The organism is Paracoccus haeundaensis (assembly GCF_006239215.1).
GTDB lineage: Bacteria > Pseudomonadota > Alphaproteobacteria > Rhodobacterales > Rhodobacteraceae > Paracoccus > Paracoccus marcusii.
Window position 1 is genome coordinate 131,561 of the sequence record NZ_VDDC01000001.1, and the last position, 23,813, is coordinate 155,373.

36 protein-coding genes, 1 tRNA gene and 1 other RNA gene are annotated in these 23,813 nt (G+C 63.4%); 9 read left to right on the plus strand and 29 right to left on the minus strand.

Annotated elements, in window-relative coordinates:
* The first annotated feature begins 16 nt into the window (after nucleotides 1–16).
* On the plus strand, nucleotides 17–466 hold the full coding sequence (locus FHD67_RS00645; RefSeq protein ID WP_127898308.1) for a hypothetical protein: 450 nt from the start codon (nucleotides 17–19) through the stop codon (nucleotides 464–466).
* Nucleotide 467: 1 nt separating this feature from the next.
* Here the strand turns inward: FHD67_RS00645 and rnpB are convergent.
* The 5 genes from rnpB to gatC form a co-directional block, all read right to left on the minus strand.
* Nucleotides 468–842: RNase P RNA component class A (gene rnpB, locus FHD67_RS00650), an RNA gene on the minus strand.
* A 33-nt stretch (nucleotides 843–875) separates the two neighbouring features.
* Nucleotides 876–1,577 carry an N-acetylmuramoyl-L-alanine amidase gene (locus tag FHD67_RS00655; RefSeq protein ID WP_246071169.1) on the minus strand — a complete coding sequence of 234 codons (702 nt, stop codon included), beginning with the start codon at nucleotides 1,575–1,577 and terminating at the stop codon, nucleotides 876–878.
* A 7-nt stretch (nucleotides 1,578–1,584) separates the two neighbouring features.
* A complete protein-coding gene (locus FHD67_RS20810; protein WP_246071170.1) occupies nucleotides 1,585–1,851 on the minus strand; it encodes a hypothetical protein in 267 nt (88 codons plus the stop codon).
* Nucleotides 1,852–1,880: 29 nt separating this feature from the next.
* A complete protein-coding gene (gene gatA, locus FHD67_RS00660; protein ID WP_139597473.1) occupies nucleotides 1,881–3,365 on the minus strand; it encodes an Asp-tRNA(Asn)/Glu-tRNA(Gln) amidotransferase subunit GatA in 1,485 nt (494 codons plus the stop codon).
* Nucleotides 3,362–3,649 carry an Asp-tRNA(Asn)/Glu-tRNA(Gln) amidotransferase subunit GatC gene (gatC, locus tag FHD67_RS00665; RefSeq protein WP_139597474.1) on the minus strand — a complete coding sequence of 96 codons (288 nt, stop codon included), beginning with the start codon at nucleotides 3,647–3,649 and terminating at the stop codon, nucleotides 3,362–3,364. Before gatC ends, gatA begins: the two co-directional genes overlap by 4 nt.
* A gap of 74 nt (nucleotides 3,650–3,723) precedes the next feature.
* On the opposite strand from gatC, the gene FHD67_RS00670 reads away from it, so the two are divergent.
* Together FHD67_RS00670 and FHD67_RS00675 are read left to right on the plus strand one after the other, a co-directional pair.
* Nucleotides 3,724–4,653 (plus strand): AEC family transporter, encoded by a 930-nt coding sequence (locus tag FHD67_RS00670; RefSeq protein ID WP_139597475.1) that lies wholly within the window; start codon nucleotides 3,724–3,726, stop codon nucleotides 4,651–4,653.
* A gap of 113 nt (nucleotides 4,654–4,766) precedes the next feature.
* Nucleotides 4,767–4,841: transfer RNA gene (locus FHD67_RS00675), tRNA-Glu, on the plus strand.
* A gap of 23 nt (nucleotides 4,842–4,864) precedes the next feature.
* Here FHD67_RS00675 and FHD67_RS00680 read toward each other — a convergent pair.
* The 4 genes from FHD67_RS00680 to FHD67_RS00695 all read right to left on the minus strand — a co-directional run bounded on the left by FHD67_RS00680 (nucleotide 4,865) and on the right by FHD67_RS00695 (nucleotide 6,876).
* Entirely contained in the window at nucleotides 4,865–5,935 is a 1,071-nt protein-coding gene (locus FHD67_RS00680; protein WP_139597476.1) for a tyrosine-type recombinase/integrase, read from the minus strand.
* Between the two features lie 212 nt (nucleotides 5,936–6,147).
* Nucleotides 6,148–6,384, minus strand: coding sequence for a hypothetical protein (locus FHD67_RS00685; RefSeq protein ID WP_139597477.1), 237 nt, complete (start codon nucleotides 6,382–6,384; stop codon nucleotides 6,148–6,150).
* The gene (locus FHD67_RS00690; RefSeq protein WP_139597478.1) at nucleotides 6,381–6,686 is read right to left on the minus strand and encodes a hypothetical protein; all 306 of its coding nucleotides are present in this window, start codon (nucleotides 6,684–6,686) and stop codon (nucleotides 6,381–6,383) included. Before FHD67_RS00690 ends, FHD67_RS00685 begins: the two co-directional genes overlap by 4 nt.
* A gap of 34 nt (nucleotides 6,687–6,720) precedes the next feature.
* Nucleotides 6,721–6,876 (minus strand): DNA-binding protein, encoded by a 156-nt coding sequence (locus FHD67_RS00695; RefSeq protein ID WP_139597479.1) that lies wholly within the window; start codon nucleotides 6,874–6,876, stop codon nucleotides 6,721–6,723.
* Nucleotides 6,877–6,987: 111 nt separating this feature from the next.
* On the opposite strand from FHD67_RS00695, the gene FHD67_RS00700 reads away from it, so the two are divergent.
* The 5 genes from FHD67_RS00700 (at nucleotide 6,988) to FHD67_RS00720 (ending at nucleotide 8,483) form a co-directional block, all read left to right on the plus strand.
* Entirely contained in the window at nucleotides 6,988–7,335 is a 348-nt protein-coding gene (locus FHD67_RS00700) for an Arc family DNA-binding protein (RefSeq protein WP_139597480.1), read from the plus strand.
* Nucleotides 7,316–7,498 (plus strand): hypothetical protein, encoded by a 183-nt coding sequence (locus FHD67_RS00705; protein WP_139597481.1) that lies wholly within the window; start codon nucleotides 7,316–7,318, stop codon nucleotides 7,496–7,498. The genes FHD67_RS00700 and FHD67_RS00705 overlap by 20 nt, the downstream gene beginning before the upstream one ends.
* Before the next feature lie 50 nt (nucleotides 7,499–7,548).
* The gene (locus FHD67_RS00710; RefSeq protein WP_139597482.1) at nucleotides 7,549–7,896 is read left to right on the plus strand and encodes a hypothetical protein; all 348 of its coding nucleotides are present in this window, start codon (nucleotides 7,549–7,551) and stop codon (nucleotides 7,894–7,896) included.
* Nucleotides 7,897–8,019: 123 nt separating this feature from the next.
* Nucleotides 8,020–8,256 (plus strand): hypothetical protein, encoded by a 237-nt coding sequence (locus FHD67_RS00715; protein WP_176695005.1) that lies wholly within the window; start codon nucleotides 8,020–8,022, stop codon nucleotides 8,254–8,256.
* A complete protein-coding gene (locus tag FHD67_RS00720) occupies nucleotides 8,256–8,483 on the plus strand; it encodes a hypothetical protein (RefSeq protein WP_139597484.1) in 228 nt (75 codons plus the stop codon). Before FHD67_RS00715 ends, FHD67_RS00720 begins: the two co-directional genes overlap by 1 nt.
* A 965-nt stretch (nucleotides 8,484–9,448) precedes the next feature.
* Here FHD67_RS00720 and FHD67_RS00730 read toward each other — a convergent pair.
* From FHD67_RS00730 to FHD67_RS20820, 17 genes are all read right to left on the minus strand, one after another.
* Nucleotides 9,449–9,805, minus strand: a complete 357-nt coding sequence (locus tag FHD67_RS00730) for a phage tail assembly chaperone (protein WP_139597486.1) — start codon at nucleotides 9,803–9,805, stop codon at nucleotides 9,449–9,451.
* Complete coding sequence (locus FHD67_RS00735) at nucleotides 9,802–12,333, minus strand: phage tail tape measure protein (protein ID WP_139597487.1); 2,532 nt, start codon at nucleotides 12,331–12,333, stop codon at nucleotides 9,802–9,804. Before FHD67_RS00735 ends, FHD67_RS00730 begins: the two co-directional genes overlap by 4 nt.
* Nucleotides 12,334–12,343: 10 nt before the next feature.
* Nucleotides 12,344–14,005 (minus strand): terminase large subunit, encoded by a 1,662-nt coding sequence (locus FHD67_RS00740; protein WP_139597488.1) that lies wholly within the window; start codon nucleotides 14,003–14,005, stop codon nucleotides 12,344–12,346.
* A gap of 4 nt (nucleotides 14,006–14,009) precedes the next feature.
* Entirely contained in the window at nucleotides 14,010–14,396 is a 387-nt protein-coding gene (locus tag FHD67_RS00745; RefSeq protein WP_139597489.1) for a phage terminase small subunit P27 family, read from the minus strand.
* Entirely contained in the window at nucleotides 14,383–14,709 is a 327-nt protein-coding gene (locus tag FHD67_RS00750; protein WP_139597490.1) for a phage head closure protein, read from the minus strand. Before FHD67_RS00750 ends, FHD67_RS00745 begins: the two co-directional genes overlap by 14 nt.
* Nucleotides 14,706–15,116: a DUF3168 domain-containing protein gene (locus tag FHD67_RS00755; protein WP_139597491.1), complete on the minus strand. Its 411-nt coding sequence runs from the start codon at nucleotides 15,114–15,116 to the stop codon at nucleotides 14,706–14,708. Before FHD67_RS00755 ends, FHD67_RS00750 begins: the two co-directional genes overlap by 4 nt.
* On the minus strand, nucleotides 15,116–15,526 hold the full coding sequence (locus FHD67_RS00760) for an HK97-gp10 family putative phage morphogenesis protein (protein ID WP_139597492.1): 411 nt from the start codon (nucleotides 15,524–15,526) through the stop codon (nucleotides 15,116–15,118). The genes FHD67_RS00755 and FHD67_RS00760 overlap by 1 nt, the downstream gene beginning before the upstream one ends.
* A complete protein-coding gene (locus FHD67_RS00765; protein WP_246071171.1) occupies nucleotides 15,526–15,819 on the minus strand; it encodes a head-tail connector protein in 294 nt (97 codons plus the stop codon). Before FHD67_RS00765 ends, FHD67_RS00760 begins: the two co-directional genes overlap by 1 nt.
* A 21-nt stretch (nucleotides 15,820–15,840) precedes the next feature.
* Entirely contained in the window at nucleotides 15,841–16,287 is a 447-nt protein-coding gene (locus FHD67_RS00770; RefSeq protein ID WP_139597494.1) for a hypothetical protein, read from the minus strand.
* Complete coding sequence (locus tag FHD67_RS00775) at nucleotides 16,287–16,763, minus strand: hypothetical protein (protein WP_139597495.1); 477 nt, start codon at nucleotides 16,761–16,763, stop codon at nucleotides 16,287–16,289. The genes FHD67_RS00770 and FHD67_RS00775 overlap by 1 nt, the downstream gene beginning before the upstream one ends.
* A complete protein-coding gene (locus tag FHD67_RS21115; protein WP_139597496.1) occupies nucleotides 16,760–17,125 on the minus strand; it encodes an HNH endonuclease signature motif containing protein in 366 nt (121 codons plus the stop codon). Before FHD67_RS21115 ends, FHD67_RS00775 begins: the two co-directional genes overlap by 4 nt.
* Nucleotides 17,125–17,505 (minus strand): hypothetical protein, encoded by a 381-nt coding sequence (locus FHD67_RS00785; RefSeq protein ID WP_139597497.1) that lies wholly within the window; start codon nucleotides 17,503–17,505, stop codon nucleotides 17,125–17,127. Before FHD67_RS00785 ends, FHD67_RS21115 begins: the two co-directional genes overlap by 1 nt.
* Before the next feature lie 12 nt (nucleotides 17,506–17,517).
* Entirely contained in the window at nucleotides 17,518–18,672 is a 1,155-nt protein-coding gene (locus FHD67_RS00790) for a phage major capsid protein (RefSeq protein WP_139597498.1), read from the minus strand.
* Complete coding sequence (locus FHD67_RS00795) at nucleotides 18,669–19,178, minus strand: HK97 family phage prohead protease (protein ID WP_139597499.1); 510 nt, start codon at nucleotides 19,176–19,178, stop codon at nucleotides 18,669–18,671. The genes FHD67_RS00790 and FHD67_RS00795 overlap by 4 nt, the downstream gene beginning before the upstream one ends.
* Nucleotides 19,178–19,567 (minus strand): hypothetical protein, encoded by a 390-nt coding sequence (locus FHD67_RS00800; protein ID WP_139597500.1) that lies wholly within the window; start codon nucleotides 19,565–19,567, stop codon nucleotides 19,178–19,180. The genes FHD67_RS00795 and FHD67_RS00800 overlap by 1 nt, the downstream gene beginning before the upstream one ends.
* The gene (locus FHD67_RS00805; RefSeq protein WP_342775248.1) at nucleotides 19,554–20,630 is read right to left on the minus strand and encodes a phage portal protein; all 1,077 of its coding nucleotides are present in this window, start codon (nucleotides 20,628–20,630) and stop codon (nucleotides 19,554–19,556) included. Before FHD67_RS00805 ends, FHD67_RS00800 begins: the two co-directional genes overlap by 14 nt.
* Before the next feature lie 180 nt (nucleotides 20,631–20,810).
* Nucleotides 20,811–20,972, minus strand: a complete 162-nt coding sequence (locus FHD67_RS20820) for a hypothetical protein (RefSeq protein WP_246071174.1) — start codon at nucleotides 20,970–20,972, stop codon at nucleotides 20,811–20,813.
* Between the two features lie 251 nt (nucleotides 20,973–21,223).
* On the opposite strand from FHD67_RS20820, the gene FHD67_RS00815 reads away from it, so the two are divergent.
* Complete coding sequence (locus tag FHD67_RS00815; protein ID WP_139597503.1) at nucleotides 21,224–21,427, plus strand: hypothetical protein; 204 nt, start codon at nucleotides 21,224–21,226, stop codon at nucleotides 21,425–21,427.
* A gap of 8 nt (nucleotides 21,428–21,435) precedes the next feature.
* Here the strand turns inward: FHD67_RS00815 and FHD67_RS00820 are convergent, their stop codons facing one another.
* The 3 genes from FHD67_RS00820 to FHD67_RS00830 form a co-directional block, all read right to left on the minus strand.
* The gene (locus tag FHD67_RS00820) at nucleotides 21,436–21,648 is read right to left on the minus strand and encodes a hypothetical protein (protein ID WP_139597504.1); all 213 of its coding nucleotides are present in this window, start codon (nucleotides 21,646–21,648) and stop codon (nucleotides 21,436–21,438) included.
* Between the two features lie 176 nt (nucleotides 21,649–21,824).
* Nucleotides 21,825–23,210 carry an AAA family ATPase gene (locus FHD67_RS00825; protein ID WP_139597505.1) on the minus strand — a complete coding sequence of 462 codons (1,386 nt, stop codon included), beginning with the start codon at nucleotides 23,208–23,210 and terminating at the stop codon, nucleotides 21,825–21,827.
* Nucleotides 23,207–23,686 carry a hypothetical protein gene (locus FHD67_RS00830; protein WP_218062258.1) on the minus strand — a complete coding sequence of 160 codons (480 nt, stop codon included), beginning with the start codon at nucleotides 23,684–23,686 and terminating at the stop codon, nucleotides 23,207–23,209. The genes FHD67_RS00825 and FHD67_RS00830 overlap by 4 nt, the downstream gene beginning before the upstream one ends.
* Nucleotides 23,687–23,813 lie beyond the last annotated feature (127 nt).

Sequence of the window (23,813 nt, forward strand, 5' to 3'; positions counted from 1 at the left end):
CTTGGGAGGAGCCGTGATGATACTGCCCGACATGCTGAAGACGCTGACCGACAATGCCCGCCAGTTCCAGGAACGCCTGACCGAATGGCAGGCCGCGATGGCCAAGGGCCAGGAGGAGGCGATGGAGCAGGCCCGCCAGTGGCAGGCTCAGGCCATGCAGCAGCAGCAGGAGGTCAACGCCCGCGTCATGGCCCAGATGGAAGGCGCCAGCGAGGCCATGCAGAGCCAGTGGCAGCAGATGCAGAAGGCTTGGGAGGACCAGTTCGCCACCATGCAGAAGCAGGGCGAGGAGATGCGCGCCAAGGCCATGTCCGCCGCAGGCGGCACCGGCGGCAGCGCATTCGCCGATTGGGCCGAGACCTATGCCGCGCAGATGGTCGCCTTCACCCAGAAGATGCAGGGCGAATCCGCCAAGGCGATCGCCACCGCGACCGAGGCGCGGGGCAAGGGCGGCAAGAAGGCTTGAGTTGCGCGGAGGGCCTGTAAGCCGGATTTTGTCCACCGCTTGCGCGGCTGGATGACCATTCCTCTGGTCCGTCCGTTACCGGACGGATCTAGCTGCCTACCCGGATCGGCTGGGGCAAGGCGGCCCTGCGGATTGCTCCGCGCGCGATCCCTATTCGGCATTGCTCCTGGTGGGGCTTGCCATGCGGGCGCTGTTGCCAGCCCCCCGGTGGGCTCTTACCCCACCGTTTCACCCTTACCCATCCGGGGATGGGCGGTCTGTTCTCTGTGGCGCTATCCCTGGGGTTGCCCCCGCCGGGCGTTACCCGGCACCATCGCCTCATGGAGTCCGGACTTTCCTCGACAGGTCGCCCTGCCGCGGTCATCCAGCCCTCCGCGCGTGGTCCGTATGCGGCGCGGCGCCGGGGGCGTCAAGGGGGGGGCGTCAAGGGGGGGGCGCTGCCCCCGTCGCGCAAGCGCGACTCCCCCGGGATATTTGCGTGAAGAAGAAGACGGGCGGCGGTGCGGCGGTCCGCGGGCGTCGCGCGGCCGCTGGCCCAGGGGCGGTGGCGCAGGCGGAAGGCGTCGAGCCGTGCGGGGTGGTCCGGGTAGCCGAGCGCGGTCAGGCTGTGGTCGAGGGCAGGGGTGGGATCGGCCGGGTCGGGGCGCGCGAAGAGGGCCAGGCCGTCGCGGGCCAGCCCCTCCCAATCGAAGCGGGGGCCGGGGTCGATCTTGCGGCCCGGCGCGAGGTCGGAATGGGCAATGACGGCGGCGGGCGGGATGGACCAGCGCGCCATGATCGTGCGCAGGAGGCGGCGCAGCGCGGTCATCTGGGGCGCGGGGAAGGGGCGGTCGCCGGGATTGTCCAGCTCGATCCCGATGGAGCGGCTGTTCACGTCATCGAGGCCCTGCCAAGCGCCTGCGCCCGCATGCCAGGCGCGGCGCGTCTCGCAGACCAGCTGTTCGGTGGTGCCATCGGCGGCGATCAGCCAATGGGCGCTGACCTCGGCCGACGGGTCGCAGAGGCGGGCGCGGGCCTGGGGCCCGTCCGCCATGCCGGTATAGTGGATCACGATCAGCGACGGCTGTTGCCCCCGGCGGTCGCCGTGATTCGGGCTGGGCCAGTCGGTCACGGTCGTCTCAGGGGGCCGGGCGGCGGACGCGTAGGCCCATCGTCGCCGGGATCGGCACTGGGTCAGACCCCGCGATCCGCGCGGCGGTGGGGGCGTGGACCGGCAGGGCGATGGGGATGGTGGGCGCGGGCGTCGCGCCGGTGACCAGCGCCGCCTCGCGCGCGGTGAGGTATTGGCCATAGCGGTCGGACCCGAACTGATAGTTCGGGTTCCACCCCTGATGTTCCCCGCATCCGGCCAGCGCCAGCACCCCGATCATCCACCAGCCGCGCATGACGCCTCCCTTGGTCCGTTTCGCGGACGTTACCACCAGCGATCCGGCTTGGCCACAAATCCCGCGGAGCGTTCCAGCACCTGCGCCTGGTTCAAGAGATCGCCCTCCTCGAAGGGGCGGCCGATCAGCTGCAGGCCCAAAGGCAGGCCCTGCGCGTCCTGGCCCACGGGAACGGCGATGCCGGGCAGGCCCGCCAGGTTCAGCGTCACCGTGAAGACGTCGTTCAGATACATCTGCACCGGATCGCCCTTGTCACCCGAGCCGAGCGGGAAGGCCGCCGAGGGCGTCGCGGGCGCCAGGATCGAATCGATGCCCTGCGCGAATGCCTGGTCGAAGTCGCGCTTGATCAGCGCGCGGACGCGGCGGGCGCGGTTGTAATAGGCGTCGTAGAAGCCGGCCGACAGCACATAGGTGCCGATCATCACGCGGCGCTGGACCTCCGGGCCGAAGCCCTCGGCGCGGGTCTTCTCGTAGAGCTGGGTGATGCCGTCGCCCGCGCCCAGTTTCGCGCGGTGGCCATAGCGGACGCCGTCATAGCGGGCGAGGTTCGACGAGGCCTCGGCAGGGGCGATCACGTAATAGGCGGGCAGGGCGTATTTCGTGTGCGGCAGGCTGATGTCCACGATCTCGGCGCCCGCATCGCGCAGCATCTGGGCCCCCTCGCGCCACAGGGCGTCGATGGCGTCGGGCATGCCGTCCACGCGGTATTCGCGCGGGATGCCGATGCGCTTGCCGCGGATGTCGCCGGTCAGGGCGGCCTCGAAATCGGGAACGGGCAGGTCGGCGCAGGTGCTGTCCATCGGATCGGCGGAGGCCATCGCGCCCAGCATGATCGCGGCGTCGCGCACGGTGCGCGTCATCGGCCCGGCCTGATCCAGGCTGGAGGCATAGGCGATGACCCCCCACCGGCTGACCCGGCCATAGGTCGGCTTCAGCCCCACCGTGCCGGTGAAGGCCGCGGGCTGGCGGATCGAGCCGCCCGTATCGGTGCCGGTCGCGCCCAGGCAAAGGTCGGCCGCGACGGCCGCGGCCGACCCGCCGGAACTGCCGCCCGGGGTCAGCTGCGCGCCGTCAGGCCCGCGCCACGGGTTCACCGCAGGACCATAGCAGCTGGATTCGTTGGTCGAACCCATCGCGAATTCGTCCTGGTTCAGCTTGCCCAGCATCACCGCGCCCGCGTTCCACAGGTTCTGCGTCACGGTCGATTCGTATTCCGGGGTGAACCCCTGCAGAATGCGGCTGCCGGCCTGCGACGGCACGCCCTTGACACAGAAGACGTCCTTGACGCCCACCGGGATGCCGGTCATCGGCGCGGCGTCGCCTGCCTTGATGCGCTGATCGGCGGCACGGGCCATGTCGCGCGCCATGTCGGGGGTGTGATGCACGAAGGCGTTCAGCGCACCCGAGGCGTCGATGGCCGCAAGGCAGGCATCGGTCAGTTCGACCGCGGTCAGATCGCCTGCGCGCAGCGCGTCGCGGGCATCGGCGATGGTCAGGCTGTTCGGGGTCGTCATTCCACCACCTTCGGCACGGCAAAGAAGCCCTCGCGCGCGTCGGGGGCGTTGGAGAGGATGCGGTCGGCCATGTCGCCCGAGGTCACGACATCCTCGCGCCGCTTCAGGCGCATGGGGGTGACGCCGGTCATGGGTTCCACGCCCTCGACATCGACCTCGTTCAGCTGGTCCATGAAATGCAGGATGCCGGACAGATCGCGCGCCAGGGCGGGCAGGGCGGCATCATCGACCGCGATGCGCGCCAGATGCGCGACCTTTCGGGCCTGATCCTCGGTGATCGACATGACGTTTCCTTTCGTTGGCCGCGGGTCTACAACCCCGCGCGAAAGGCCGCAAGACGCACGGCCGAAAGGTCCCCATGCAAGCAGCCCTGGCCGTCATCCCCGTCATAGCCCTTGTCCTGCTGGGCCATCTGGCGCGGCGGGGCGGGCTGATTCCCGCCGCCAGCTGGCCGGGAATAGAGCAGTTGGGATACCGCGTGCTGTTCCCGGCGATCCTGCTGACGTCGATCTATCGGTCAGAGCTGTCCCTGGGGCGGCTTGGCCCCTATCTGGGCGCGATGGCGCTGGCCTTTGCGGTGACCGGGGCGCTGGCGCTGATCTGGGCCGCGCGCCGGGATCAGACCGGGCCGCGCAGCAGCTCGCTGTTCCAGGGCGCGTTGCGGTTCAATTCGCTGCTGATCCTGGCGGTCGCGGCCCAGGGCCTGGGCGGGCAGGCCCTGGGCGACCTGGCAGTGGCCTTTGCGTTCCTGATCCCGGCGTTCAACATCTCGGCCATCGTGGCGCTGACGCTGCTGTCGGACGGGCCGCGCCCCGCGGGGGCCACGGCCCGCATCGGCGCCGAGATCGGCCGCAACCCGATGGTGCTGTCCTGCGCGGCGGGGCTGGCGCTGAACCTGTCGGGCGTCGCGCTGCCCGAGGTCGTGCTGTCGCCGCTGGACTGGCTGGGGCAGGGGGCGCTGGCCGTGGGCCTTCTGGCGGTGGGGGCGGGGATCGATCCCGCGCGCCTGTGGCAGCGCGACCCGGCGCTGTGGCTGGGGGTGTGGTTGCGGCTGGCGTTGTGCCCGGTGATCTTTTTGGCCGCCGCGCTGGTCATCGGCCTGCCTGCGGGGCAGGTCGCGTCGGGCGTGCTGGCCACGGCCGCACCGGGGGCGCCCGTCGGCTATATCCTGGCGCGCCAGATGGGCGGGGACGCCGATTTCTATGCCGCGATCTTCACCTGGCAGACTGTCCTTGCGGCACTGACCTTGCCCTTGTGGCTTATTTTCGCAGGATTTCTTGGGGCCTGAGGGCCGCGTGCGATTTTTTTCGGGCAGGTCCGTTTTTTTGGCTTGCAGCCTCTCGCGGCTTTGCCTAAACACCGCCTCACGCCGCCAGGGAAGACTGGCAGCGGACAGAAAGTGGCCCGTTCGTCTATCGGTTAGGACGTCAGGTTTTCAACCTGAAAAGAGGGGTTCGACTCCCCTACGGGCTGCCACTTCTTCCTCTATGTTGGTGAATTTACTCACTCTTCTTGCCCTTTCCGTCCAACGCTTCGGATAAGTTGGACACGGTTTGCATCTTGGCGAACCCACTATCGGCTAGGGTCGAGCGGTTCGCCTTCTTCGTGTAGACCTTTGCTTGTGTCGTGTCGGCATGGGCCAGATACGACGCAATTTCCCAATCGCTGGCGCCGGCATTCGCAAGCCGCGTTGCTCCGGCCTTCCGCAGTCCATGCAGCGATCCGGGCACCTTGGCCTCGGCGCAGCGGTCTCGGAACCAGTTTCCCAATGTCTCAGGCTTGTAGCCAATGGGTCGAGCGTCTTGGGTAATGAACAGCAGGCGGTCGGTCGGGACCTTGGCTAGTTCCTCCGCTAGATCAGGAAGGATAGGCAGGTCGGCCGCAACCGAGGTCTTAGCTCGTTTGTAGGCGATGCGCCCGATGCCGGCCTTCTGCGAAACGTGTTGCCATCCTACCCGGCACAGGTCCTGGCGTGACATGCCGGTGTTCAGAGCGAGCAGGAGGACAAGGCGGGCTTTCGAGCCTGCTCCGTGTCGGTCGAGGAAGCGATCCACCTCAGCATCGGTCCAGGTGTGATAGCCGTCCGGGTTGACCTTCATGCGCTCTGCAAACTTTGCCGGGTTGGGACCTGTGTAGTTGAGCTTCTTGGCTGCGAAATTGAACAGCATCGACATGTTCTTCTTGACCGTGTTCGCAGCTGTCGGGCCAGTCTTTTTAGCCATCAACTTTTCAATATGCCGGACCTCGAGGCGAATGAAATGGATCGTGCCTGCTGTCTCTCGCAGCCAGTCCAGCTCGTTTCGGATCGTCCGCTTTCGCGAGTCCGAGAGATTGAGAAAGCGGAGGCTGCCAAGATACTGCTCGACCAGCCACGATACTGTGCCAGCCTCAGCAGTTGGGGCAGAGGCCTTTGCTCCGTTCAACGCAGCCTCATAGGCGGCTAGGAACGCCGCGCTGCCATAGGGTCCAGGAATGTTGCAGCGATATCCAGCGGCTTCAAACTTCCAGTAGATCTTGCCCTTGACGATGTTTTTCCGAACGCCGGGGAAGGGGTTCTTAGGCCGCGGCATTACAGCACCTCGTCGGGATCGGGGCCAGCCTGGTGTGCATCCAGCTTACCGGCGACGATCTCATGCGATCCGTCAGGCTTCACCACCACACGCCAGTCGGAGAACCCAGCTGCCCGCATGGCCCTGGCATAGCGTGTAAGGTCCGATTGTCTTAGCGCAGCTCGCGGGTGGGCCATCGTTGTCTTCCTATCACGGAGTATCTTGCAGTTAGCTCAGCATTGCTGGTGGGCCTGCACGTTCTCGGCGTGCGTCCACTTTCCGTCCGCCAGCTTGTAGACACCGGCCTCCACATCCTCGGCCATCTTCGCGGCGAGATAGATCATGGTGGTGACCAGGCCGTGCAGTCGCGTGTCGTCGCTTCCCGCCGCCTCATTGTCGATGAAGTCGGCCGCGTCGATCACCGCGCGCAGATAGGACATGTCGAGAGCCAGATCGGGTGCGGTTTTCATGCCCGTGCCTCCAGCTTGCGGACAGCCGTGCCTAGGTCGCGGTGCATCTGTTCGGTCCCGTCTACGATGATATCTTGCAGTGCTTCGGCTATCTCCAACACATCGCCAACAGCGCCGCGGGTTTGCTCTTCGGTGGTCCATCCCGAATTGTCATTCTCCAGAGCCAAGCGGGCAACTCGCAGTAGCGACGATACCCGATAGGCCAGTGTATTGCTGACTTCCCCTGGGCGGTCGCTGCTGATCACGCGCGTGACATCAGGCACAAATGTTCTGGATGCGCGGGCGCATTGTTCGTTCGTCATCGGGATTCTCCACGATTGAATGAGGGGCGGGGGGTCAGGCCGTTTTGGCCTCTTGGCGTTCCATCCGTTCTCGGACGGCCCGGATCACTTCGCTATTCTGGCTGGATGCGTTGAGTTCTGCTTGACGGCTGAGCCATGCCTTCATGCTGGGCGGAAAGCGTATTCCGACCTGTACGGGCTTCTCGGTCATCTCGTCCATTGCTCCAATAGTCACACTATGTGACATGTAGTCACATGTTGTGCGCATTGCGTCAACATCTTTTTAGCCACAATGTGTGACTACGGATGATGAGGGAAGCTTATGGCTGCGAGTAAGCGCGAAGAGTTGGGCCAGATTGTGATCCGCCCGCCGGCCGGTATGCGGGAGCGGATCAAAGCTGCCGCAGATGCAAACAATCGCTCCATGAACGCTGAGATCGTGGCGACGCTAGAGGAAAAGTACCCTGCGCCAGCATTTGATTGGGTAGACGCGGCAACTCGTGTCTCAATAATTGCTAATGCTATGAAAGATCTGGTGTCATCCTTTGAGGGCGCAAAGACCGCTGCAGAGATCGAGGCATTTAATCGGGACTTTGAGGCGTTAAGGCGGGAGCACGAAAAACTCGTGGATAAAATATTTGGGGATAGAGATGGCCGTATTCAAAGCTGACAAAGCCACCATAAAGCACATGCGTGATATTGAGGCTTCGCTCGATCACGCTATGGGCCTGCTCGATAACGAGGCCGATCGGCAGGATGTTTTGGTCGAGCTTCAGGACACCATGCGTCTCATTGATGAGTGGCAGCAACGGGTTAAGAAAGTTGATCTGTAAACTATACAACCAATCTACGGTGGTAGTAACAGGATTTATAGAGGTGTGATATGGATGGGTTTTCGGGCGCCTTATGGGCTATTGGCGTTGCCGTTTTATCCGCTCCTTTCGCGATAATTTTACGAGTTCCCCAGAAGGCTATCGTTGTAATTAGGACTTGGGGACTAGGGGCTTTTATTATAGCTGCGACTTACGCGTTGTTAGCGTTAGGTTATGATGGAGGAGTTTCTACACAATATGAGGACGCTTTAAGGCAACTTAAAGATTCTGCCATTGATATTGAACTGGTCCGAATTGAAACGCCTGAAAAAGATTGGGGTCTGTTTGCAATGTATGCTGCTCTCGCGTACGGGATCATTCTGACGTTTTGGAACTGGCTTATGAACTCAGATCATTAATCCTAGATGTGCAATTCATTAAACGTCATGACGTTGGTAATCAAGTAGTTGCCTTTCTGCGTGGCTTCTTGACGTTTGTGTGACCTACGTCCACAGTTTCTGCTTCACAACGTGGAGATTGAAATGTCAGATGCACGTACAATCGGCGGCACTGTTAGTGTGTCACAGATCGAGCCGACAGCATCCACGGCCAAGGATTTGGCTTGGGATCTTTGGTTCAATGAATTTGGTACCGAGCCCAAGGCTACGGACGGCAAATTTGTTGAACTGCTCTATGTATGTAGTGGGGCACTCAGGGCACAAACCTCTAGTTTGTCCTACCGTGAGCGTGTCGCGAAGATATTTCGGGAAGAAGCCTGATGCAGCTTCTTCATACTTCCAGCCTCACCGATGATGCTCTTTCGTCATATGATCGCCTTATGGTCCATTCAGGTCTTTCATTGGAGGTTACTTCGTCCTTGGCTGATCAGATTTGGGCTGAAGTTCTCGGCGAACTGGAAAGGCGTGAGATGATTGAGTTGGTTAGCGGCAAGCTTTCGCACCCAGCAGGCGCAAGGATCGTTCGTAAATACTCCATCGAAAATTGATAATGGCGTGACAAAAGGCCATTAATATAAAACGGGGTATGCTCAAAATCGAGCGCACCCCACCATCTTCATCCAAAAAGCCGGTCGAACCTGGTCGCGGTCACCACCCGCCGTGAGCGTGTGGAGCACAGGTTTGTGCAGAATTCCTTATGCGGATATTTCGTTCGGAAGGCCGCCCCGCACCCAGGACAGCGCCTTGAGTGGAGAAGCTTTGCATCTTCACGGCGACGACTGGCCGTCGTTTGACATCGATCACAGCAATATCTAGCGTTCGCAGTTCTATCGACGGGGATGACACCGTTGCAGTGAGCGCAGGTCCGGCCTGATCTCGCCTCTCGTCGCGCTTCCTTCTCAAGATCATGAGTGGATTGGTAAGCGCACTTGTTGGAGCAGTAGATCTTGTCAGGACGGGCGTCGTCAGGGATGCGCGCGTGGCACTGCGGGCATCTGCGATCCGGGTTTAGATGCGCATAACTGCCAGCTGAACCGCACGGTCCTCGCCAGCTGACTTCATGAGAGCAACCTGATTGTGGTGCGCACACTTGCATAGAAAGCTGCAGAACCGTCTTGCGCCATCCGGTAGCGGCTTGTGACATCCGGCGCGCGCGCAGTGCAATCGCTCGATTATCGTCCCCGCTTCTACGGTCCATTCCGATTGTCCTTCATTCCAAGTCGGTCGCACTCGAGCCCCGGCCATTGCCAAGGCGTCATCCAGAAGGTCGCGGGTCAAAAGATCGGCGGCGGTCCAACCCCAACCGCTGCGACATAGGTCCGCCCGCAGCCCTGCACGCAGCGGGCCCTCCAACCCCCACAGGCTACCGATCGAGCCTGCCTGAAATGCCAAGCGGATCACGCCGGCGATATCTTTGACTACCGCCGCATGATGCGCGGGACCGAGCTTTCCCTTGCGCGCGTCCTTGGCGTGCTGCCTTAGCTTCCGATCGAACATCATGCCTGAAGCTCCATCACCACCCCATCATCGCATCGAGCAGCCCTGCCGACAGCGGCGTCGCGGACACCATTGGCGCGGCAGGGGCAGCGGCCGCGCCCGCCACGCGACGCCCGGCGTGCTGCATCCAGACATCATCAAGGGCCATGACGATCTTGGCGTGGTGCGGGGGCAGGGTTTGCCGCATCACCTGCGACCAGGCTGCCATGGCCTCCCATGTGATCGGGTTCGGCCCGTGGGAATGATAGGTGCGGGCGCGAGACAGCGCCATGAACGCATCAAGGATGTCTTCGCCTGCATCAGGCATTCGCGGCCGCTTCCCCTCCAACACAGCCTCTAGGGTTCGACAGAGGGCGTTCTCGAGGTTGCTCATGTACGCCGCCTCGGTTTTGCCTGGACGCGCTGAACCTGACCGGGGAGTGCCTGGGCCTGTGCTGCTGCCATGCTGGAGGCTTCCTGCTTGGCGATGCTGCGGACATTGAGGTTCCCGCTCTCGTCGATGCCCACGGTGACATGGACGTTGGTCGCGACGCCCTGAACGCCCTGGCTTTGCGCAGAAGGCGCAGGAGCGGGCATGCCGACCGCGCCGCCGTTGGCATAGCCTCGCAGGGCGCTCTTGTGCATGGCCTCGAGGTTGCCAACCCCGAGGCGCTGGACGGCCTGTGCGCTAATGACGTACTCGCCGCGGTGAACGATGCCAGCGGGGGCGTGCCTGCCGCCGGTGCCGGTAAAGCCGCCCTCCGCGAACCCCAGAAGGCCCCCGAGCAGATTGCCTGCGGCTCCCATGCCCGGCATGCCCATCAGGCCCTTCATCATCTGGGTCTTGGCAATCTCGGCCAGCAGTTGGATGACGGCATCCTTGGCGGACATGCTGCCGTCGATGATCGATCCGAACATGCCTTCGAGGGCGCTCCGGCCCCGCTCGGATTGCTCCTGGATCTGCTGCATCTTCTCGGCCGCCGCCTCTGCTTCCAGCCCCGCCGTGACGTAGCCCTGTGCCAGCTGGTCGATCTCGGCTGTCAGCTCCGGGGTGATGGCTTTCCCGGCCTCCTGGGCCGCGTGGAGAAGCTCTGCGCGGGTGCGGGCGTACTCCAGGGCATCGCCGTAATCCGTGCCGCTCTCAGCGACGACGATCAGGGATGCCGCTTCTGCCTCAAGGGCCAGCGTTCGGTCGCGGATCGCTTCGACCTCGCGCTGGTACTCGTCCAGCTTCTCACGGCCGCCAGCCTTGGCCCCGCCGCCTTTCGCACCACCGCCGCCGCGGCCCGCGCGTCCGGCTTCCCGGCGCGCGTCCTCGGCTGCAAGTGAGGCGGTGGCGAAGGCGGTTGCCTGCTGTTCGGTCAGACTGGCGCCGCTTTCTCCTGCCCGGTTGCGAACCGCTTCGATCTCGCGCTGCAGCCGCAGCTGTTCGGCGCTGGCGCTGTTGCGAGCCGTTTCTGCCTGCGTGAACCCTTCCGTGGCCGCGCGCTGTGCCTCTAGGCTGTCCAGGCTTGCCGCCTCGGCCGCATGTCGATCGCGCAGGGCCTGCCCCGCCTTCTGGTCTAGAGATACCCCTGCAGCGCGCGCCAGAGCCGCGCCCATGCTCCCGGCAAGGCTGATGATGCCGCCGATCACCCCGCCAAGCCGTTCCAGCTGGCTGATCACCCCGGAGAACTCGGTTCGATCACCCTCAGCCAGCTGGGCGAAGGCATCGGTGGCCGCGTCTTCGATCTCGCCCAGCTGCGCCGTGAAGTTCTCGCCGGTGACTTGACCATTGCGGAACTCCTCTACCAGCGTCTGCATCTCGCTGTAGGCGGCGCGCAGGCCGTCTGCGGCATCCTCATAGCCCAGGCTGTCGAGCTTGCTGATCGCGTCGATCAGGGCGATTCCAGAACGATCCGCCTCCTCTGCCAGCGTCATGTACTGCTGGTTCAGGACGCCCAAGGCTTCGGCGTTCTCGTCTACCATGTCACGGTTCTGGGCAAGGCTGTCGTAAAGCTCATCGCCCAGGATCGCGCGACCCTGATCCTCGCTGGTGAACAACCCATCAAGGCGGTCGCGGAGGTCGGACAGCTCCAAGCCGGCGGCGACGACCTCGACCACGACGCGCTTGGCGAAGTTGCCCACTGTGCCGGTCAGCTGCGAGAACCTCCGATCGATTTCCTCGGCCTTGCGGATCAGCTCGTCATCGAGAACGGCGCCAGTCTCATGCGCGCGATCGATGGTGGCCTGCAGCGCGCCCTCGCCCTGTCCCAGCAGCTGGACGAACTGTTCGCCCCCTGTACCGCCAAATACCTCGTCCGCAATTCGGATCTGCGCCGCCTTGTCGAGGCCTTCCAGCCTGCCCATGATCTCCAGCATCAGCGCAGAGGGATCTTTGAGTTTCTTCGCCAGTGTCTCGGCACTGAAGCCGAGGCGGGTGAACGCTTCCGCCGACGACCCTTTGCCGGTGGTGATGAACTCGTCAGCGCGCAGGGACAGCTCCTTGAAGCCATCTACCAGCGCATCGACCCCGACGCGGTTCTGGTCGGCCACGTATTTCCATTCCTGGAACGATTGCGCGGAAAGACCAGCCCGCTTGGCCTCGTCGCCCAGCTCCGCCATGCTGCGGATGGTCGTAGCGATGCTGCCCGTCACCCCCGCGAACATGCCCACCGCGGCACCCGCGACCAGCCCGCCGGCGAAGGATGCTGCGAGAGTGCCGATCTTGCCCGTGGTCGTGGCGATAGCCCGGTTGATGGATCCGGTCGACCGGATCATGTCCGCTTCCATCTGGCGGGTTGCAGACCGCGAGTTGCGGGATAATCCCTGATAGCTGCGGGTGCCTGTGCGCTCTGCCTGCCGCATGCGTTTCTCGAAGTCGGTCACGCGAGCTTCCAGCATCACCACCAGGCGCTCATCTGCCCCCACTGCTGCGTTCATGTCAGGCTCCTCATGCGGTCCACATGTCTTCGGTGAACCATGTCTGATTGGTGGTCAGGCCGCCCTCTTTCGCGGCCGCGCGGGACACGGCCATTGCCGCCGCCACCGCACCATCGATCGAAAGCCATTTCTTGGGCTTGGTGAACTTGACGACATGCCCGTGGTCGTTGCGCTTCACGACGACGTTGGCGAAGCAGTGCCGCAGGACCGGGTTGCCGCCGTGGTGGAACTCGCCCCCTAGCAGGGCCCGCTCCAGCTCCATCGCCGCGGGCATCATCAGGGACGGCACCTGGCGGAAGTCCACGGCCGGCAAGCCGGCATCGAGGATCTTCGGTTGCACCTGGCGGGCCATGTGGGGGTCGAACGCGATCTCCTGCACGTTCAGCTCCTCGCAAAGCTCGATGATCTTGCTTTCGATCTCGGCATAATCGATCACCGATCCGGCCGTTGCCGTGATCAGGTCATCCTCCATCCATTGCTGATAGGGGGCCCCGGACTGCTCCGCGCGCTTGGACACGCCGTCTTCGGCCTCCAGCGGTCCATCATCGCCCTTGCTGTCGATGGTGTCCTGCGGGCAGAAGAACCATGCTTTGACGGCATAGCCCTCCGCCACGCGCCAGCAGGCCACGATCACCGACAGGTCGACCGTCGAGGACAGGTCGACCGCCAGCCAGCACGGCTGGTCGCGCAGATCCTCGATGTCGTATTCCTTCGCGCCCTGGTCGTAGATCTCCATGTCCACCAGCGGTTCGGTCGAGGCGTCCAGCCAGATGTTCAGCTTGAGCTGTTTGAGGCTCTGCCGATCACCCACGCTGCGCTGCGCCCGCTTCGCATGGCGCCGAAACCCCGCAAGGCTCGGGTAGCCGTGCTGCAGCCCGGGGTTCACACGGTGCCACATCTCCTCGTCCCGCCAGTCTTCGCGCCGGTCCGCCTCGAACAGGATGGGCAGGATCGAGTCGTCATCGACGATGCCGCGGGCCACGTTGCGGGCATCCTCGAAGAAGTCGAAGGCCAGCGTGTCCTGCCCGCGCCCGGCCGTCGAGGCCACGACCAGCAAGCTGTCATCGATCTTCTCAAGGCCGGTGGTCAGCGCCTCCCACAGATCGCGGCCCTTCCAGATGTGGATTTCATCGGCCAGCACGAAGGCTGGGGTTGCCCCGTGTTGGCGGCCGCCATCAGATGAGATGACATCGAGGACGCAGTTTGCCTTCCGATAGATCAGCCGCTTCGGTGCGTTGAATGCATCGTGAATACCCACCTCAGCCACGAGCCGCTTATCCTCGCGAATGATGCCGGCGGCCTCTCTGAAGCCGATGCTCGCCTGCTTGCGATCAGCTGCGGCGAAGAGTGCCTCGCCGCCCGGCTTGCGCTCAGGCCCGATGGTGTGCAGCAGCGCCAGTGCGGCGGCCAGGGAGGTCTTGCGGTTCCCGCGGGGCAGCATCAGCGCGACCGTGTTGATGATCCGGGTGCCGTCCTCGTGGCGCGGACCGTAGATGCGGCGCACGATCCGTTCCTGCCATGGATCAAGCTGGAAGGCGCGGTTCGGCAGGATCGACTTGGGGTGCCGGAGGGCGCGCAGAAACGTCACCGCCCGATCGCCGTAGCCAAACGGGTCGGGGATCTCTGAGCCGTCATAGATCCATTCCGGGAAGGTCGAGGATGCCTTGGACATGTTGTCAGCTCACATCGAGGGGGTTTGCCGTTCCGTCCTTGTCGCCATCCTCGCGGATCGACGGGCGGGACCGGCTCACCGGCGTCAGACCCATCTCGGCGGCCAGCTGGCGGGCGGAGGCCATGGCCTTGTCCTGTACCCGGATCAGCTTCAGCATGAGATCGGGCTCCGGGCCTTCCTGGATTGCCGCCTCCATCTGCCGCACACGACCGATGCAGATGCAGTAGCTTTCAAGGTTGCCAAGATCGGCATCGGTCAGGATCTTGCGCTCGACAAGAACCGGCATCACGCGGTCCCATTCGGCGGCGGCGTCCTCTGCCAGCCAGTCGGGCGCCGGTATACCCGTGACCGGAGCAGCGGCCTCTACCAACTGCGGCTTAGTCCCCTTCATGCGATAGCCTCGTGCAGCGTAGGTCCTGGCCCTGGCGGCGGCCGATGGGCGTCACCTGCTGGATGTTGAACGCCTCACCTTTCCACAGCACCCGGTCCGCGTTGCCCACGCCCTCCACATGCCGGATCCGGAAGACCACGGTTTCCTCATCGCTCGCGCCGCCGGCGCGCATGAATTCTTCGGTGGTCTGGTCGATCCTCTCGGCGCGCACGGTGGCATAGCGCTGCCACACGGTGGTGGGCGTCCCGTAATCGTTGATGCCGGCGTCGCCGCGCTCCATCTGGATCGTTTCAGTCAGCCTGCCTGCCTTCATGGCCGATCCTCCGAAACCAGGATTTCGACGGTGATCACGCCATGGGAATGCTCGCCGTCCGGGTCACGCATGAACCGCTGGCTAGCAAAGAGCAGGTCGGCGCAGTGCAGGCCCTGGGGCAGCGTCAGGCGGCCCATTCTGATCGCGGAGCGGATGGATGCGCCAATGGCCTTCGCTCCCTCCAGCGATGGCTCGCGCGTCCAGACGTGCAGGGTATGATAGATCCGAGTATGCGACCTGCGCAGGCTGGTGCCCTCGTCCACAGCCTGGCTTTCACCAAGGATGATCGAGGGGCGTGGCGCGGGCCGCTGATTGGTGTCGAGAATGTTGGACGCGGGCACGAGGCTGGTGACGGCCAGGTGACTGACCAAACGGGCGCGCAAGGCGGTCTGAACTTCGAGCTCCATCACTTCGCCTCCCGGATCGCCTTGCCCACGGCACGCTTGATCCGGTTGAGGGCGCGCTTGCGACCAAGCCGGAAGCCCGGCCAGAAGAACGGCTGCGCTGGATGGTTGGTGGTCCCGAACTCCTGCAGGTGCGGATAACGGACATTGGTGTTGCCCACGGTGATCGCGGCCATGTTCTCCGGCACGACCATCGCGCCCCCTGGTTGCGAATAGGGCGGAGTGTTCTGGCCAGGACCGGTGACCTCGATGCTGTCGATCAGGTCGCCCTCGTCGCGGGGCGCGAGGCCACGCTGGAGTGTGGCGATCTCCTCGGCACCCTTGACCAGGGCAGGCTGAACCGCCGCACGAGCTGCGACCGGGATTGCCGCCATCCGCCGTTGGAATTTGGACAGACCGCCGTCATCCGCCATCAGAAGCTCCAGTCCCGGTTGGCATCGATGATCTCGGACACACCGAACGGCAACGGCTTGCCGCGCTCGGTCACTGCCTCTCGGTTCTCAAACCACCAGGCGGCCAGCTGCATGACAGCCTCGCGCAGGTCAGTCGGTATTTCGGTGCCTTCGGGGAAACGCTCGCGCAGGCGAAAGCCGAGCATGTTCTCGATCAAGCTCTGCGCCGAATCCAGCTTCTGCTCGATAAGCGCATCATCTTCGGTCTGATCGTCGGTGAAGCCGAGATGCCCCTTCATCTCGGTCACGGTCACAGCTGGGTCTGTTGGCATGGGTTACCTCTGCGGGATCGTGGCGGGATGCAGTTCGACTTGCAGCCGCATGACATTGTTGGCCGCGTCGAAGACTTCTCCGAGGCCCAGGACCATCGCGAACCACCGACGTTCGGTGATGCGATCCGAGAAGAGGAGCCTGAACGGGAAGGCATCGCGGGACCGGTATGCCTTGAACAGCAACAGCTGGCCGGGGTCGGTTGGATCGAGGCCGAGAACGACCTGCATCGTATCTGGTCGGTGTGCTCCCTTCAGCGCGGTATAACCCTCACCGGGGCCATCACTCATGCCGTGCACCTCTTCGAGATCGTATCTCCCGCCCAGGCTGCCAAGCGCTTCAGTTTCGTTGATCTCCACCCACGACGCGTCAGGCACATCAGGCATGCCAGACGGGTCTTCGGTTGGAAGATCAGCGATGAAGAACGTGGCGCCTGCGACGGGAAAGAGCATCAGGCACCGGCTGCGATCTTGACGATGTTGCTGTTGATCCACAGCGAGGCATTCAGTTTCAACACGTTGTTGGCGGCGTCGTACTGCTCGGCAGCACTCCCAACCTGAGCCACGAACATGCGTTCGGAGGGCCTGCCACCCTCTGGTGCATCAGTCAGAACAACGCGGAAAGCGAAGTCGCTCTTGGTCCGCTCCGCTGCGATCAGGGCGATCTGACCCGGATCGGTTGGGAAGAGGCCGCAAACCACGTCCATGCTGCCTGCATTCTTGGTACCTTTGAGGCGGCGCGTGCGGCCGGAATTGATGCCGTCAAACGTGACCTCGGCAGACGTGTCGCCGGCCGAGCCCAGACCCTCGGTTTCATCGATCTCGACCCAGTTCTGGTTGGCAAAGTCGGCTTCCGTGAAATCACTGGATTTTGCTGCAAGGGCACCGCCGATGTAGAGGCGGGTTCCTTGAGTGCTATAGATGGTCATGACGTCGTCCTCGTAGATGCGCGCCGCCGGTCCTGCCGCTGCTTGGCGCTGTTGTGATGATGGGCGCACAGGCCCTGCCAATTTTTGGGGTCATCCCGCAGCTTGGGATCGCCCTTGTGCGGGATGATATGGTCGACCACCTCGGCGCCCATCTTGCAGCCTGGCCATGCACAAGGCTTTCCCCTGCGCCAGCGCGCCGCCATGCGCTCCCAGCTTCCGCTATAGCCACGCTGGCTGCTGTTGGGTCGGGTCTTGTCGAAACGCGCCTTGCGGGCAGCGGCGCCCCGGATCTGGCAAGGACACTGGGCACCCGAAGGCACCAGCTGTCCGCAAGAGCAAATCCGGGGCGCACGCGCGGGCATCAGACAGCCGGGCGGGTCAGCGGCACGAAGATGGCCGTTGCTCCTGCGGCGATGCTGGTGCCGCCTGCACGGGTCAGGGACAGGCGCACGTACCGCTTCCAGCCGCGATAGCCTAAGCGATAGGCGCTGTCTGCCGCCAGGGTGGCGGGGGCGTTGCTGTCGATTTGGGTGGCTGCCACGGCGGTCCAGCCGCTGGTGCCGGTGTCGCTTTCCTGCAGGGTCAGGCCGAAGTCACCCGCACCGGCAATCGCGCCCGTGTTGACGACGAAGGCCACACCGCCCTTGGCGTTCAGATCGATCGCGGCACCTTGGGCGGCCGCGGTTTGGACTGCAGGCGCCAGCGCCGGAACAGCCGCGAGGTTGGCATAAAGGTCACGCATAGGTCAGGCTCCTCAGCTGGTCGACATGCGAAGTTTGCGGAAGCGGGCGGGCTGCAGCACGGCACCGCCGACGCGCCGGGTGGCGTGAATGCGGGTGATGCGCTCGCGGGCGCGGCTATAGGGATCGACCAGGATCGACATGCTCAGGCGGTCCACGATGCGGTATGCCGAGAAGTCGCCGTAGACGATCGGGTGCTGGTTGGCCGCGATGTCCTCCAGGTCCACCATTTCGATGACGGGGCGACCCAGGATCGTCTCGGGCTGGCCGGCCTGCAGCGAGGTCTGCCAGATGTACTGGCCCTGCGTGTCCTTCAGCGTGCGCAGGATGCCCAGGGTGGTGCCGTTCATGGCCCATGCACCGCGCGACCGGTAAGCCTGCGGCAGCGAGTACATCAGCCGGATCAGGGCGTCGGTGGACAGGTTGGCGGCGTGGCCGTTGGCAACCTCGGGGATGGCAGTGTTGACCATCACGCCCTCGGGCATCTTGACGCCCGTGCCCCACAGGAAGGCCTCTGCCTCCTTCTTGCCGAAGTCCTCGGCCAGCGCAGTACGGACCTCGGTTTCCGCAATAGGTGCGTCCTGCAGCAGGCGGTTGGAGATATCCACAAAGGTCTCATGCACCTCGACCTCACGCTGGCCGAAGGTGATGGTGCTTTCGCCATGCGGCTCCATCTCGCCGACCCACTGGGCGTTGGTGATGTCGCCGCGGGTCGGGAAGATCACGCTGTCGGCGCTGGTGTTACGCACGCTCGCGAAGCTGCGGATCGGGCTGTACTCGATTAGGTCGCGGATGACCTCGCTCGACATCTCCGGGGGCGCCAGAAAGCCACCCTGCGTGTCGCTGGCGACATTAAGGGCTTTCTTGTCCTCCTCGGCCAGCTTGTCGCCGTGACGCAGGTAGGCTGCGAACGCCTTGCGCTCTGCAGTGGGCTCGTCTTTCTTCTCGCCGGTGCCCTGAGGGCGGTTGCCCTTGGCCTCGAGCTTGTCCAGGCGCGCAACCAGCGTGGCCGGGTCGGACTTCTTCTCGATGTCAGCCAGGCGTTCATCAACGGTCTTTGTTAGATCGGCCAGCGCCTTGGTCACGATGGCATCGGGCTCGTCGTCGTCACCCTTGCGGATCAGGACGGCCGAGGAGCCGAGCAGTTCGGTCTTGGTCAGGTGTTTCATGCTTTCCCTATGGAGAGGTGCGCCGCGGCGCGTTGAATTGCAGCGGCAAGGCGCAGGGCGCTCACCGCATCTTTGGCAGCGGTAACCCTCGCGCCGGGGTGGCAAGGAAGCGTCACGAGGGATGCCTCCAGCAGATCAAGGGACGAGATGCTGCGACCCCGTGGGGGACGGGGCAGTGCTTTGAGCGTGACGAAGCCGATCGAGATGCCGCGCACCGCGCCAGCGCGAACGAGCGCCTGGACCTCGCGGGCCCGGGCCAGTTCACCGACGAGCAGCCGGCCCTTGAGGTGCAGGCCGTCATCCCGTTCCTCAGCGCCGTCCCAGACCCCGATGGGATCGTTGGCGTCATGGCCAAAGAGCATGGGGATAGGCAGCTTGGCCGAAGCAAACGCGCCCTTGGTGATCATGTCGCCAACGCGATCCGGAGATCCGAACGGCCACGCAAGCGCGGTGATCGCGCCGTCATTATCGGCAAGGATCTTGGTTTCGATGAAGCTGCGATCCATCAGTGATCACCCCGGAATGCAACGCGGCCACCGGCGAAGCCGTCCACCTGCGCCTGAACCCAGACCGCCGCTTTCAGCAGGCGAAGGACATTGGCGTGGCTGAACGGTACCGGGGCGCCGCCCTCGCTGATCGTCCAGCCCAGCACGCAGCGCGCGAGGCTGTTGAGCCGCGCCTTCTCCTTGGCCTCGCTGGATACCCGGCCCTCGGCATCCATCGCCTCGGCCAGATCATCCGCGAACTGCAGACGAGCTCGGGCCTGCGTCGCACTGTCCGGACCCGCGACACGAAGGATGATGCCGGTCGGTTTGCCGGTCACTGGATCGGCCAGCTCGAACTCTCGGCCGCGATCCTGATCCTGGGCGTCGGCAAGGATGTCATTCAGTTGCATTGGCGTCCTCAGGGGTGGGTGCAGATTTGGGGGCGCCGGGCGCAGCGCTGATATTCGGATTCAGGAACTTGTCGCCGCCGTCGCGCGGGGGCAGGCCCAGCCAGCCGCGACCCTCGTTCGGGTTCAGGGTCTGGCTGGAGATCAGGGAGTTGATGACGGTGGCGCGGGTCGATAGGTCGGCACGGGTCAAGTCGTCGCGGTCGAAGCGGACCACGTACCGGCCGCGCTCTTCCTCGCTGAACAGGGCGCGGTTCATGGCGCCTTCCAGCGCTCTCAACCACGGCTCCAGAGTGTAAGATAGGAACTCGCGCCCCTTCTGTTCGCTGTTCGACCAGGTGGCACGGCTCAAATCACCGATCATCGGGGCCGGAATATTGAAGGCTCGCGCGATCTCCTCGATCTGGAACCGGCGGTTTTCCAGGAACTGGCTGTCGGTGCTATTGAAAGACAGCGGTACGAACGTTGCGCCGTCGTACAGGATGGCGGTCTGGCCGCCGGTGTCCTCGCCTTCATGGGTCTGGCGCCAGGCCGCGCGGGCCTTCTTCACAGCCTCCTCAGCCATGCCCTTTGCAAACTGCAGCACACCCGAGGGACGGCCGCCGCGCGAGAACAGCCGGGCCGCATGACGATCCAGACAGACGGAAATGGCGATCGCATCACGCGCAAGGTTCAGCGGAGAGCGTGTCTGCGGCGGCATCAGGTGGATCACGTCACGCGCCGGAATGGGATCATTTCCAAGGCGGTACTTGCGCTCCAGCGTGTCGGTGTCGGTGTCGAAGGTCAGCACCCCTTGGCGGAAGCTGATGATTTCGACGGCCTTATCCTCGACCCGGTTCACCCACCCCATGCCACCGGCGTCGGACACCAGGGCGTCGATCATGATTTGGCGGATCAGTTCGAAGCCGGATGTCCATTCGTTCGCGTCGCCGCGCAGCAGGGTCAGCACCGGGTGATCGGTCACCTCAGTCTCAACCCCTCCCTCGATCCGCTTCACGTGCACATCCAGAGAGGCCACGGCTTCGGAGATGATCTGGATGGCGTTCGCAACGGCCGGGACCTTCAAGGCCTCCAGAACGCTGATCGAGATGCCGCTGGCGGTCGGGGTGATGCCAAGGATGGCCTCAAGCGCCGGTTCGGGCGCCGCCAGTGACTTGCGGGTGAAGGGCCATAGTTGCATGGACCATGCTATGCCTCACGCCCGGCCGATGCCGGAAGCTGGCAGATCATAGGAAATCGTAGGAAATCATAGCTTATCGTTGCCGGGTTTGCCGCGCAGCCATGCCATGAGCTCCGAGCGGAAGGCGAAGTAGCTGCCTGATCCTTCAGGCCGGAAGATGGGAACCTCAGGGCGGCTCGCCAGATCGCGGGCCTTGCTCACGCTCACGCCCAGGGTTTCCGCGATCATGGGCAGGCCCCACAGCTTGCGTTCCGGCTCTAGGATGGCATCGAGACGCCAGCTATCAAGGGGCGGTTGGCGGTCAAATCTGTTGCTGTGAGCATTCACCCGAAAATCTCCAATTCGCTCATATCTTGCACGCGCCTCCCCGCGCCGGTCCCCGCCTTAGGGGCAAACTTGGCGACCACCCCCCGGGGTACCCTTGATTTGCTGCTGGACTGCTGACTAAGCTCAAATCTCATTATGAAAGGCAGATAGATATGTTCATTGAGGTCAACCGGTTCGGTTACAAAGACGACAGGGTCAAGATTAGCGTTGCACACATTGCCTGCGCAGTTCCGACGGTGACAGCTGCAGGGGCAGGAACGTTGATAACTCTGGCAGTAGGCCCCGGCAAAGAAATCACCGTGAGGGAGCCATACGAGGTAGTGAGCAGGTTTATCGCAACCGCGCTCGCCAACTGAGTCTCGCATCACACCACCCGATCCACGACTGCCACCCCAGCTGCCCGTGCGGCTTTTTCAGCACGCATGATCGCCTCTTCATACGATCGGCCGGTACAAACCATCTGTCGGTACATCTCGCCGTCGACGCCGAGGTCAGCGACGAGGGACACGAAGAAGAAGGCTTTGCCCGGGCAAGTGGAGATCTCGATAAAGTTGCGATCGGCTGTGGTCGTGGTCATTGGTCTGCTCCTGAGTGTGGAAAGGTGGAGGGTTTGATTTGCAGCCACAGCTGCCCAAAACCCTCCACCACCACACCCCACACCCCTATAGGGGGTTGTGGTGGTGGTGGCTGAGTGAGGGTTCCACAGTGCCGTGGTTTGACTGTGGATTATCGTGGATGACTGTGGAAAGCGGATCATTCGGTAGGGTCCCAAAGTGGGTTGTTTGGCCCGACAACCACGACCTTCGCATCCCGACCCGCGCGGCTATCTCGGATGGTCTCGAGGGCAAGGACACCTGAGGTGATCCACCCCTTTAGGAGGCTAGCAAGGCGCGCTTTCTCGCCTTTGTCGTCACATCCAAGCCCCAATGCTTCGGCAATGACAAAACCTGCCCACTCCTTTGATTTCGGGCTTTCTCGCGGCGGTGGATTGCAGGCTCCGATAGCTGATCGAACCTCTGCCGCATCCTCGCGCCTGAGGCCCATGAATGCATCAGGCCACTTCCACGGTACGACAGCACCGACATGAGCGCCGTTTGGCGTCTCGACTGACACCTTTTGAAACCACCGGTTGGCATCAGCAGTCGGTGGCGCAAGATTGCCTTCTGATTCTGCGATCCGGAAATAATGGCGGTGGTTCTCGACGCCTGCCTTTGCGCCTTCATCTTCGGACATGGGGACGAGCAGACGATTAGCACGCGCTGTGCCACGCAAGGCCCCACCGCCGCGCGCGTCATCGATTGACGCAGATGCCCCTGGTGCGAGCTTCCTCGTGTGGTGGACCAACCCAAGCGCCACCTGATGTACGCTCGCCAAGCGGCGCAGCCGTTGCCCGAGGATCCGGAAGACCTCGTTTGTCTCAGGGCTTCGGGAAAGGTCCTGCAGTGGGTCAAAGATCAGAACGTCTATTTTTTGCTCTACAATGAACTTCTCCAGACCGACGAACAACTGCTCATTGATGGTCCCCTCTTGGCCGGACACCATGAAGAAGCTCTCTGCGTCGACGCCTGAGACAGGGAACAAGGTTTCCGCGATCTCTGATTGATCGATCTTGTATCGGCACAGAAGAGCGGCAATTCGGCTTTCCAGCACTGAAAGATCGTCCTCCGCGTTGTAGTACAGCACCCGCAGAGGGGCGCGTCGTATGCCCGTTAGGAAGCCCCGTCCGGTCGCCATATCGACGGCCTCGGCCTTAGCCAGCATCGACTTGCCGACTTTCGGCTGAGCAACCGTCAGCGAGGTGTAGCCTCGGGCGTAGAAGTCAGCATAGACGAACTCGACCATCTCGATCTTATCGAGCTGGCGCTGGCCCCAAGGCTTGAAATCGAACGCGGGCACTGCAGCCTTTTCCGCGTCCGTCAGCTCGCGGTACTGGTTTGCTTCTTGCCGCTGCCCAGAGCCCGACGGAGGGCTTTGGATTTCTCCCCCACCGGGGTAAAAGTCGCGGTCCCCCTCATAGGCCTCGATCGGCGGCAGCGGCGGCCCTTCATCCTCACTCAGCCCAAGTTTGGGTCCAGCACCCCAGTCACCCCCGGCCACTTGGCCAGGGTCCATCTTATCCATGTTGGAGAAGTCGTTCATGCGTCCCCCACTGGGGGTTGGACGTGCTGCAGGAAGGCAGCTTTGTCACTGGCGGACAGCCGGTTGAAGCACGCTAGGCAATATGCTTTCCGCTCTGTCCGGCTGGCACGGTCTGCCCAGAACACCGCGGCCTCCATCACCGAGCCCAAGAGCACGGTCGGAAAGCCTGCGGAGAAAAATTCATGGACGAGCTCGATGAACTCCAGTCTGTCGTCTGGATCGCATTCCACGATCGCATGGGCCAAAGCCCTTGCCTTAGATTCGCGCTGCAGGTTATTATCGACCCAAGACAGCCAGTCTTCAAATTCCAGCCCGGTCGCGCCCGCCAGCGCGCCGGGTTTTTCGCTGTCTACGGCACCGATTTCGTTGGACGCAGCGGACTTTCTGCCAACGTTATCAATGGGGGGGCTGAAGGTTGTTGGACGGGCAGGGCCGTTGAAATCATTGTCTAAGGTGACAACCCTACGGGCTGCCACTTCTTTCCCCACATCGACGGACTGACCAACGCCTCGGCCCGTGCCAGGGGCGTTTCGCATGGTGCAGGGCGTTTATCGTCGGCGCGCCGTTTTCTGCGACCAATGCCCATGTTTTCGTGCCAATCCG

Excerpts from the sequence above, each read along its gene's own strand:
- FHD67_RS00820 (WP_139597504.1), bottom strand. The coding sequence starts at position 21,648 with ATGACCACGACCACAGCCGATCGCAACTTTATCGAGATCTCCACTTGC.
- FHD67_RS00760 (WP_139597492.1), bottom strand. The coding sequence starts at position 15,526 with ATGGCGGATGACGGCGGTCTGTCCAAATTCCAACGGCGGATGGCGGCA.
- FHD67_RS00750 (WP_139597490.1), bottom strand. The coding sequence starts at position 14,709 with ATGAAGGCAGGCAGGCTGACTGAAACGATCCAGATGGAGCGCGGCGAC.
- FHD67_RS00730 (WP_139597486.1), bottom strand. The coding sequence starts at position 9,805 with ATGAGCAACCTCGAGAACGCCCTCTGTCGAACCCTAGAGGCTGTGTTG.
- FHD67_RS00745 (WP_139597489.1), bottom strand. The coding sequence starts at position 14,396 with ATGAAGGGGACTAAGCCGCAGTTGGTAGAGGCCGCTGCTCCGGTCACG.
- FHD67_RS00695 (WP_139597479.1), bottom strand. The coding sequence starts at position 6,876 with ATGACCGAGAAGCCCGTACAGGTCGGAATACGCTTTCCGCCCAGCATG.
- FHD67_RS00715 (WP_176695005.1), top strand. The coding sequence starts at position 8,020 with ATGTCAGATGCACGTACAATCGGCGGCACTGTTAGTGTGTCACAGATC.
- FHD67_RS00670 (WP_139597475.1), top strand. The coding sequence starts at position 3,724 with ATGCAAGCAGCCCTGGCCGTCATCCCCGTCATAGCCCTTGTCCTGCTG.
- FHD67_RS00700 (WP_139597480.1), top strand. The coding sequence starts at position 6,988 with ATGGCTGCGAGTAAGCGCGAAGAGTTGGGCCAGATTGTGATCCGCCCG.
- FHD67_RS00825 (WP_139597505.1), bottom strand. The coding sequence starts at position 23,210 with ATGAACGACTTCTCCAACATGGATAAGATGGACCCTGGCCAAGTGGCC.
- FHD67_RS00690 (WP_139597478.1), bottom strand. The coding sequence starts at position 6,686 with ATGACGAACGAACAATGCGCCCGCGCATCCAGAACATTTGTGCCTGAT.
- FHD67_RS00680 (WP_139597476.1), bottom strand. The coding sequence starts at position 5,935 with ATGCCGCGGCCTAAGAACCCCTTCCCCGGCGTTCGGAAAAACATCGTC.
- FHD67_RS21115 (WP_139597496.1), bottom strand. The coding sequence starts at position 17,125 with ATGCCCGCGCGTGCGCCCCGGATTTGCTCTTGCGGACAGCTGGTGCCT.
- FHD67_RS20820 (WP_246071174.1), bottom strand. The coding sequence starts at position 20,972 with ATGATCGCGGAAACCCTGGGCGTGAGCGTGAGCAAGGCCCGCGATCTG.
- gatC (WP_139597474.1), bottom strand. The coding sequence starts at position 3,649 with ATGTCGATCACCGAGGATCAGGCCCGAAAGGTCGCGCATCTGGCGCGC.
- FHD67_RS20810 (WP_246071170.1), bottom strand. The coding sequence starts at position 1,851 with ATGCGCGGCTGGTGGATGATCGGGGTGCTGGCGCTGGCCGGATGCGGG.
- FHD67_RS00710 (WP_139597482.1), top strand. The coding sequence starts at position 7,549 with ATGGATGGGTTTTCGGGCGCCTTATGGGCTATTGGCGTTGCCGTTTTA.
- gatA (WP_139597473.1), bottom strand. The coding sequence starts at position 3,365 with ATGACGACCCCGAACAGCCTGACCATCGCCGATGCCCGCGACGCGCTG.
- FHD67_RS00770 (WP_139597494.1), bottom strand. The coding sequence starts at position 16,287 with ATGCTCTTTCCCGTCGCAGGCGCCACGTTCTTCATCGCTGATCTTCCA.
- FHD67_RS00740 (WP_139597488.1), bottom strand. The coding sequence starts at position 14,005 with ATGTCCAAGGCATCCTCGACCTTCCCGGAATGGATCTATGACGGCTCA.
- FHD67_RS00645 (WP_127898308.1), top strand. The coding sequence starts at position 17 with ATGATACTGCCCGACATGCTGAAGACGCTGACCGACAATGCCCGCCAG.
- FHD67_RS00705 (WP_139597481.1), top strand. The coding sequence starts at position 7,316 with ATGGCCGTATTCAAAGCTGACAAAGCCACCATAAAGCACATGCGTGAT.
- FHD67_RS00785 (WP_139597497.1), bottom strand. The coding sequence starts at position 17,505 with ATGCGTGACCTTTATGCCAACCTCGCGGCTGTTCCGGCGCTGGCGCCT.
- FHD67_RS00795 (WP_139597499.1), bottom strand. The coding sequence starts at position 19,178 with ATGGATCGCAGCTTCATCGAAACCAAGATCCTTGCCGATAATGACGGC.
- FHD67_RS00755 (WP_139597491.1), bottom strand. The coding sequence starts at position 15,116 with ATGGAGCTCGAAGTTCAGACCGCCTTGCGCGCCCGTTTGGTCAGTCAC.
- FHD67_RS00720 (WP_139597484.1), top strand. The coding sequence starts at position 8,256 with ATGCAGCTTCTTCATACTTCCAGCCTCACCGATGATGCTCTTTCGTCA.
- FHD67_RS00790 (WP_139597498.1), bottom strand. The coding sequence starts at position 18,672 with ATGAAACACCTGACCAAGACCGAACTGCTCGGCTCCTCGGCCGTCCTG.
- FHD67_RS00775 (WP_139597495.1), bottom strand. The coding sequence starts at position 16,763 with ATGACCATCTATAGCACTCAAGGAACCCGCCTCTACATCGGCGGTGCC.
- FHD67_RS00735 (WP_139597487.1), bottom strand. The coding sequence starts at position 12,333 with ATGAACGCAGCAGTGGGGGCAGATGAGCGCCTGGTGGTGATGCTGGAA.
- FHD67_RS00685 (WP_139597477.1), bottom strand. The coding sequence starts at position 6,384 with ATGAAAACCGCACCCGATCTGGCTCTCGACATGTCCTATCTGCGCGCG.
- FHD67_RS00800 (WP_139597500.1), bottom strand. The coding sequence starts at position 19,567 with ATGCAACTGAATGACATCCTTGCCGACGCCCAGGATCAGGATCGCGGC.
- FHD67_RS00815 (WP_139597503.1), top strand. The coding sequence starts at position 21,224 with ATGTTCATTGAGGTCAACCGGTTCGGTTACAAAGACGACAGGGTCAAG.